Here is a 7,462-nt window from a genome sequence, read left to right on the forward strand (position 1 = left end):
GGGGGGGGGGGGGGGTAAAGGGGGAAAAAAGGGGGGGGGTGGAAGAAGGTGGGAAGGCACAGCGCCCCGGCGAGCTTGCCGGCCGGCCCCGCGGCGTCCGCGTCCCGGCCGCCGTCCTGCACGGTCAGCCGCAGCCGGCCGGCCGCCAGCACCGCGGGCGGCACGGTGACCACGGCGGCCGCGGCGCCGATCGACCCGCGGTCGGTGCGGGCCTCCACCCACCCGGCCCGGTAGGCCAGTTCGTGCACCGGCTCGCCGAGCCGCACCGCCAGGCCCTCGGCCAGCACCTGGGCCAGCACCTCGAACCCGCCCGCGACGGCGTACTCACCCTCGCCCACGGCGTCCCCGCGGTGCGCGGCGGCCACACCGTGGGCGCTGAGCCGCTCGGGGTCCACCGCCCAGTTCTGCCGGAACCACTCGGCTGCGGCCCGCTCCTCGACCCCGGCGGCGCCGCGCCGGCGCAGCCAGTCGGCCACGCTGGCGCCGTCACCTCCCTCACCGCCCTCACCGCCAGTGCCCCCGACGCCCGCGGGCCCGGGGTCCGCGGTCAGCTGGGCCGCCAGCAGCCAGGGGGCACGGCGACCCCGGGCCAGCACGCCCATGTCCGCCTCGAGGCCGTCGAGCCGGATCCGGGCCGCCACCCGGCGCGGCACCTCGGCCATCCGGTCGGCGCCGACCAGCGCGTGCACCGGGTTCCGGTCGCCGTGCACCACCTGGGCGCCGAGCTCCAGCGGCGGACCGCCGTCGGCCGGGTGGAAGGTGCGGATCCGCCCGCCGACCCGGTCCCGGGCCTCCAGCACCAGCACCGACAGCCCCGCTGCCCGCAGCCGTCGCGCACAGCTCAGCCCGGCCGCGCCGGCACCCACCACGATCACGTCGGTGGTCATCAGCACGCCTCCCCGAGGGCGGAGTTCAGCTCCAGCGGGAAGCTGCGCAGCCGGCGCGGCACCAGGCACTGGTCCCAGTCCGGCGCCCCGCTCGGCCCGGTCAGCGCCGGGAAGCGCCGCAGCAGCCGGGGCAGCAGCAGCGCGAGCACCTGGCGCACCAGCGGTGCGGCCAGGCAGAAGTGCGGGCCGCCGCCGAAGCCCAGGTGCGGGTTGGGGTGGCGGTCCAGGCGCAGCTCCTCGGGCTCGGCGAAGACCGCCGGGTCGCGGTTGGCCGCGCAGAGCACCGCGAGCACCCGGGCCCCGGCCGGCAGCGGTCCGCCGGCCAGCTGCACCGGCTCGGTGGTGACCCGGGCGGTGAACGGGATCGGTGCCTGCAGCCGCAGCAGCTCGTCGACCGCCAGTCGTGCCGCCTCCTCGTCCGCCCCGGCCAGCCGGCGCACCGCGGCGCGGTCGGGCAGCAGCGTGTGCAGCGCGTTGCCGACCGCCTCGGCCAGCGGCTGCCAGCCGCCGATCACCGCCAGGCTGAGGATGCCGAGCATCTCGGCCCGGGCCAGCCGGTCGTCGGCGGCCAGCGCGGCGAGCGGGGAGGGGGCCTGCCGGCGGGTCAGGTCGGCGGCGTGCACGTCCAGGTAGCGGGTCAGCGCGGTGGCCGCGGTGCGGCCGAGGGCGGCGCGGGCCGGCGGGACCATCGGGTCGAGGTTGATCGAGGCGGCCCGGGCCAGGGTCTCGAACCGGCCCAGTTCGCCGGGCGGCAGGTCGAAGAGCCGGGCGAAGACCGCGGTGGCCAGCGGCCGCCCGAGCTCGGCCGCCGCGTCCGCCCGGCCGGCCGCGGCCAGCCGGTCCAGCAGCCGGTCGACGTCCGCGGCCAGCGCCGGCAGCAGCGCGCGCACGGCGGCGGGCCCCAGCAGCAGCATGCCCGGGGCCCGCAGCCGGTGGTGGTCCGGCGGATCGGTGGTCAGCATCGAGGTCGGCAGCGCGTCGTCCCGGGCCCGCTCGCGCTGCCCCTGGGCGGCCGAGAAGCGCGGATCGCGCAGCACGGTGGCGCAGTCGGCGTGGCCGGTGACCAGCCAGAGCCGGGACGCCTCGTCGTGGTGCACCGGGTCGTTGGCCTGCAGCCAGCGGTAGGCGGGGTAGGGGTCGGCCCGGCCGGCCGGGGCGAACGGGTGGATGAACTGTGCGGGCAGGCGCACCGACGCCGTGGTCATGGTCCAGCTCCGAAAAGTCGTCGACGACCGTGCGGTCCACGGGGACCGCACGGTCGGGGGTGAAGCGGTAGGTCGGCGGTCGGTCAGCGGACCCGCGGCCCCCGCCAGCGGAAGGTGAGCGCGGTCAGCAGCAGCCCGCCCAGCGACCAGAGCGCGAGGACCAGGGCGATGTGCCCGAGCTCCCAGCTGTGGGCCGGTTCCACCACCGTGAAGGAGTCGGGCAGGAAGACCGAGCGGAAGCCCTGCGCCATCCACTTCACCGGGAAGAACGCGGCCACCGTCTGCATCCAGTGCGGCAGTTGGCCGAACGGGAAGAAGACCCCGGAGATGAACTGCAGCACCATGAAGACCGGCGTGACGATCGCGGAGGCCGAGCGGCTGTTGGGGATCGCGGCCGAGTAGGCGGCGCCCGCCAGCGCGCAGGCGACGGTGCCCAGCATCAGGTCCCAGCCCAGGGTGAGCCAGCGCTCGGTGGTGTCCGGCAGCGGCAGGCCGAACAGGGTCAGCGCGATGCCCAGCAGCAGCACCGCCTCCAGCGCGGTGGTGACGATGACCCGGACCAGCTTGCCGATGAAGTAGGCGGCCTTGGGCATCGGCGTCATGGCCAGCCGGCGCACGGTCCCGTTGTCCCGCTCGATCGCGATGCTGATCGCCAGGCCGGAGAAGGAGGTGCTCATCACGCCGGCGGCGATGATGCCGGCCATGAAGACCTGCTTGAGGTCGGTCTGGGTGCCGGCCACCTTGCCGGAGAAGATCGAGCCGAAGACGACCAGCAGGATCACCGGGAACATCAGGGTGAAGACCAGCGACTGCTTGTTGCGGAAGAACTCCTTGAGTTCGACCTTGGAGCGGGCCGCGCCGGCCCGCCAGATCCCGGGCATCGGCGCGCTGCGGCGCGCCGCGGCGCGGGCCGGCGGCTGCTGCTGCTCGGTGCGGGCCGGGACAGGGGTGGTGAAGGTCATCGGGTGCCCGCCTCGGTAGCGCCGTCGGTGGTGTCGGCGCCGCGGTCGGTGCCGCTGATGTTCTGCTTGATCAGGTCGAGGTAGACGTCCTCCAGGGTGGGCCGGTGCACCCGCAGTTCGGGCAGCTCGTCCACCCCCGCGACGTGGGCCCAGGGGACCAGTTCGGCGAGGAGTGCGGTGGGGGCGTGGGTGCTGATCCGCAGCAGCCCGTCCGCCGCGACCGGCTCCGCGAGGGCGCCACCGGGCAGCTGGGGCAACGGGCGGCCCGCAAGCTCCGGCGGAATCCGGAAGGAGACCGTGGTCGGAGTCTGCGAGCGGGCCCCGAAGTCGGCGAGCGGTCCGACCTGGACCACCCGCCCCGCGACGATCACCGCGGCGCGCTGCGCCAGCGCCTCGGCCTCGTCCAGGTAGTGCGTGGTGAGCACGGTGGTCCTGCCCCGCTCGGCGAAGTAGCGGACCAGGTCCCAGGCCTCCCGGCGAGCCACCGGGTCCAACCCGGTGGTGGGTTCGTCGAGGAAGATCAGGTCGGGGTCACCGATGATGCCGACCGCGACGTCGAGTCGGCGGGCCTGACCTCCCGAGAGGGCGGTGCTCTGCTTCTTCTCGTGCTTGGCCAGTCCGACCATGTCGATGACCTGGCCGACCGGCAGCGGCGCCGGGTAGAACGCCGCGAAGTGTTCGACGACCTCACGGACCGTCAGGTCCTGGTAGGCGCCGGTGGTCTGCGGGACCACTCCGATCCTGGCGCGCCAGTCGCGCCGGTCCTCGGCTGGGTCACAGCCGAGGACCCGCACGTCACCGCCGGTTCGCTGGCGGACACCTTCCAGGATCTCGACGGTCGTCGTCTTGCCGGCCCCGTTGGGACCGAGCAGGGCGAAGACCTCTCCCTGGTGGATGTCCAGATCCAGACCCTGCACCGCGTGCCAGTCGCCGTAACTCTTGCGAAGGCCGCGGATCGAGACGGGGTGCTCCCCGACGGCGGTAGCCACTTGGATCGCTCCTAGGTGGTCGTTAATTCAACTTGCTCGGATGGATCAGGTGCAGCAGCTGCACGGGCAGCAGCAGGAGTTGCCACCGGCCGCGATGTCCGACAGGTCGCCCTCGCTCAGCTCGGCGGTGTCGATCTGCGGGGTCTCCGGGATGTGGAACTCGTAGCGACCGGTCGCCAGACCGATTTCGAAGAGCTCCACCTGCACCTCGAGGTTGCCCTCCTGGCCGTCCTCGGCACCGGCGGAGACGATCACGATCTCCGCGTCGGCCGGGAGCTCCAGGCCGGCCTCGGCGAGCGCGGCACGCGAGTCCGTCTTCAGACGGGCCGCGTAGTCCTCGCTCGACCAGGCGCTGATCAGGGCGCGGGTGTAGCCGTTGACGAACTCGGCCCTCTTCCGCTGGTCCAAAGCCATGTGACTATTCCTTTGTTCGGTTCCGGTTTGCCGGCGGCGCCTGGGGGGCGCTGCTGACAAATGAAGAATGACACCCCTGGGAATAGGCCGCCAAGACTTCAGTTCCGGGCCCTGGAGTAAGTATTGAGCACCTGCTGCGGCTGCGGTAGATTTCGGACGCAGCGATGCCCTGAATACGTATCGGAATACGCATCGAGATACGTATTCGAATATCCGGCGCCCACCGATGCGTACGTACCGGGGAATTCCACGTACGTATCCGCGGGGCCTACGCATACGCATTCCGTCCAGCGGCGCCCGGCGCCGATCCCAGCAGAGAGGTGGTCCGTACCGTGCCTACGCACACCGCGCCGCGCACCGGCGTCCAGGACCCCACGGGCCCGGCCCTGCCACCCGGCCCGCCGGGCGAGGTCGACATGGCGGTGATGCGCGAGTCGCCGCTCGCCTTCATCACCGACCTGGCCCGCCGCTACGGCGACATCACCCGTCACCAGGCCGACGGCGACACCGTCTACCTGCTGAATCGCCCCGAGTACGCCCGCCACGTCCTGAAGGACAACGGCGCCAACTACACCAAGCTCGACACCCCGGACGACGCCATGCTGCGCCCGCTGCTCGGCAACGGGCTGCTCACCAGCAACGGCGAGGACTGGGCGCGCCAGCGCCACCTGACCGCACCGGCCTTCCGCCCGAACGCGGTCCGCACCTTCGACGGCATCATCACCGACACCACCCGCGACCTGCTGGACCGCTGGCGCCCGGCGATCGAGGCCGGCACCCCGCTGGCCGTGGACGAGCAGTTCACCGCGCTCACCCTGCGGATCCTCACCCACGCGATCCTCGGCGCCGACCTCGGCGGCATCGGCGAGGGCTTCGGCCGGGCGGTGGACGCGGTCAACCGGTGCATCGGCCACTACGTGCCCGACCCCGACCCCGACCCGGCCGACACCGCCGCGCGCTACGCCGGCTTCCACAGGGCCCGGGTCTTCCTGAACACCGTCACCCGCACCCTGATCGCGGCCCGGCGGGCGGCCGGCGCGGCCGAGCGGCCCGGCGGGAACCTGCTGGACACCATGATGTCCACCGACCACCTGGTCTCCGACGAGGACCTGCGCGACCAGGTGCTGACCATCGTGATGGCCGGCCACGAGACCACCGCCAAGTCCCTCTCCTGGACCTGCTACCTGCTCGACCGGCACCCGCAGGAGCTGGCGAAGGTCCGCGAGGAGGTCGACCGGGTGCTCGGCGGCCGCCCGCCGACCGCCGCCGACTTCGCCGACCTGCCGGTCTGCCAACGGGCCGTCAAGGAGGCGATGCGGCTCTTCCCGCCGGTCTGGCTGATCTCCCGCCGGGCGGTGGCCGAGGACACCATCGGCGGCTACCACGTGGCGCCGGGCACCCTGGTCTGCGTCAGCCAGTGGGTGCTGCACCGCCACCCCGAGTACTGGGAGGCGGCGGAGGAGTACCGGCCCGACCGGTTCGCCGACGCCACCTTCCCCAGCCACCTCTACCTGCCCTTCGGCGGCGGCGACCGGATCTGCGTGGGCCAGCACTTCGCGCTGCTGGAGGCGGTGCTGGTGCTCGCCACGCTCACCCAGTCGGTGCGACTGGAACTGGTCGAGGGCTTCCCGGTGGAGCCGGAGGCGCTGGTCACGCTGCGGCCCAAGCACGGGATGAGCATGATTGCGAGGCCGCGATGAACACCGTCACGGGCACGTCCCCCGTCCCGCCCGCCGCGCCGCGGCCGGTCGGCGGCTCCTACGACCCGGCGCGCACCACCGGCGGCGGCCTGGCCGCCGAACTCGCCCGGCTGGAGGCCCAGGCGGAGCTCTCCTTCACCGAGGAGCTGCGCCTGCTGCGCGAGCTCGGCATCACCGCCCCCGGCGCCACCGTGCTCGAACTCGGCGCCGGCCCGGGCGCGGTGACCCGCCGGCTGCGCGCCGCGCTGCCCGCCGGCACCCGGCTGATCGCCGCCGACATCGACGCCGACCTGCTCGCGCACGCCGCCGGCCCCGCCGTCGAACTGCTCGTCGCCGACGGCGCCGACCTGCCGCTGCCCGACGCCAGTGTGGACTTCGTGCTGCTGCGCTACGTCCTGCAGCACGTCCCCGACCCGGCCGCGGTCCTGGCCGAGGTGCTCCGGGTGCTGCGCCCGGGCGGCACCGTCGCCTGCACCGAGGTCGACTCCGCCGCCTGGGGCGCGGCCGACCCCGCCTACCCCGAACTGGCCGGCGTGCACGCCAAACTGGCCGCCGCCCAGCGCACCGCCGGCGGCGACCGCACGATCGGCCGCCGGCTGCCCCGGCTGCTGCGCGCGGCCGGCTTCACCGACGTGGTGCTGCGCCCCTTCGCCACCACCAACGACGACCACCCCACCGACGCCTTCGCCCCGCAACTGGGCCCGCAGCGCCTGGAGCCGCTGGTGGCCTCCGGCGTCCTCACCCTGGCCGAACTCGCGCTCGCCGCGGACCGCTGGAACCGCTTCCGGTCCGACCCCGATGCCTGGGTCATGATGCTCGGCCTCACCGCCGCCGCGACCGCACCCGCGACTCGCGGTTCGCAGGAGGGCCACCCCGGCCACCTGCGGAACACCCCTCCCCGCTGAAAGAGAAAGGCACGCTCGTGAACCCGAACCTGAAGATCTTCATCACGATCTTCTGCTACATCAGTGCGGTGGCCGGCCTGGTCACCGCCGTCATGGACGCCAGCCAGAAGCCGGCCGACTCCACCTCGGCCATCGTCGCCGGCGTGCTCGGCGTGCTGTTCCTGTTCGGTGGCGTCGCCCTGAGCCGCAAGCCGCGCTACTGATCGGCACGCGGTAAGGAGTGAACCCCCGCCGGCGGCCGGGGCGGCACGACCGCCCCGGCCCCGCGGCCTGCCCGCGTGCTGCCCGCGTCCTGCCCCGCTGCGCCTTCCCCCGGCTGCACTGCACCCCCCTGACAAACAACCGGCCCCTGGCCGCGTGCCAGTGACCCGCCTGCCGTCGGCAGGCGGGTCACTGGCAC

General features: G+C 73.8%; 8 protein-coding genes. 3 read left to right on the forward strand and 5 right to left on the reverse strand.

Features of this window, described 5'->3' with window-relative positions; all coding sequences use genetic code 11:
• The 5 genes from ACQRUO_RS37830 to ACQRUO_RS37850 all read right to left on the reverse strand — a co-directional run.
• The coding region (locus ACQRUO_RS37830) for a flavin monoamine oxidase family protein (protein WP_428320718.1) at positions 1 to 887 on the reverse strand (887 nt) is incomplete at its 3' end.
• Entirely contained in the window at positions 887 to 2,092 is a 1,206-nt protein-coding gene (locus ACQRUO_RS37835; protein WP_428320719.1) for a cytochrome P450, read from the reverse strand. The genes ACQRUO_RS37835 and ACQRUO_RS37830, both read right to left, overlap by 1 nt.
• An 83-nt stretch (positions 2,093 to 2,175) precedes the next feature.
• The gene (locus ACQRUO_RS37840) at positions 2,176 to 3,054 is read right to left on the reverse strand and encodes an ABC transporter permease (protein ID WP_428320720.1); all 879 of its coding nucleotides are present in this window, start codon (positions 3,052 to 3,054) and stop codon (positions 2,176 to 2,178) included.
• Positions 3,051 to 4,043, reverse strand: coding sequence for an ABC transporter ATP-binding protein (locus tag ACQRUO_RS37845; RefSeq protein ID WP_428320721.1), 993 nt, complete (start codon positions 4,041 to 4,043; stop codon positions 3,051 to 3,053). The genes ACQRUO_RS37840 and ACQRUO_RS37845 overlap by 4 nt, the downstream gene beginning before the upstream one ends.
• Before the next feature lie 45 nt (positions 4,044 to 4,088).
• On the reverse strand, positions 4,089 to 4,457 hold the full coding sequence (locus ACQRUO_RS37850; protein WP_428320722.1) for a hypothetical protein: 369 nt from the start codon (positions 4,455 to 4,457) through the stop codon (positions 4,089 to 4,091).
• A gap of 332 nt (positions 4,458 to 4,789) precedes the next feature.
• On the opposite strand from ACQRUO_RS37850, the gene ACQRUO_RS37855 reads away from it, so the two are divergent.
• The 3 genes from ACQRUO_RS37855 to ACQRUO_RS37865 are packed head-to-tail and all read left to right on the forward strand — an operon-like array spanning position 4,790 to position 7,265.
• Positions 4,790 to 6,157, forward strand: a complete 1,368-nt coding sequence (locus ACQRUO_RS37855) for a cytochrome P450 (protein ID WP_428320723.1) — start codon at positions 4,790 to 4,792, stop codon at positions 6,155 to 6,157.
• Entirely contained in the window at positions 6,154 to 7,062 is a 909-nt protein-coding gene (locus ACQRUO_RS37860) for a methyltransferase domain-containing protein (RefSeq protein WP_428320724.1), read from the forward strand. Before ACQRUO_RS37855 ends, ACQRUO_RS37860 begins: the two co-directional genes overlap by 4 nt.
• A 17-nt stretch (positions 7,063 to 7,079) precedes the next feature.
• The gene (locus tag ACQRUO_RS37865; RefSeq protein ID WP_428320725.1) at positions 7,080 to 7,265 is read left to right on the forward strand and encodes a hypothetical protein; all 186 of its coding nucleotides are present in this window, start codon (positions 7,080 to 7,082) and stop codon (positions 7,263 to 7,265) included.
• Positions 7,266 to 7,462 lie beyond the last annotated feature (197 nt).

Source organism: Kitasatospora sp. LaBMicrA B282 (assembly GCF_050325825.1).
GTDB lineage: Bacteria > Actinomycetota > Actinomycetes > Streptomycetales > Streptomycetaceae > Kitasatospora.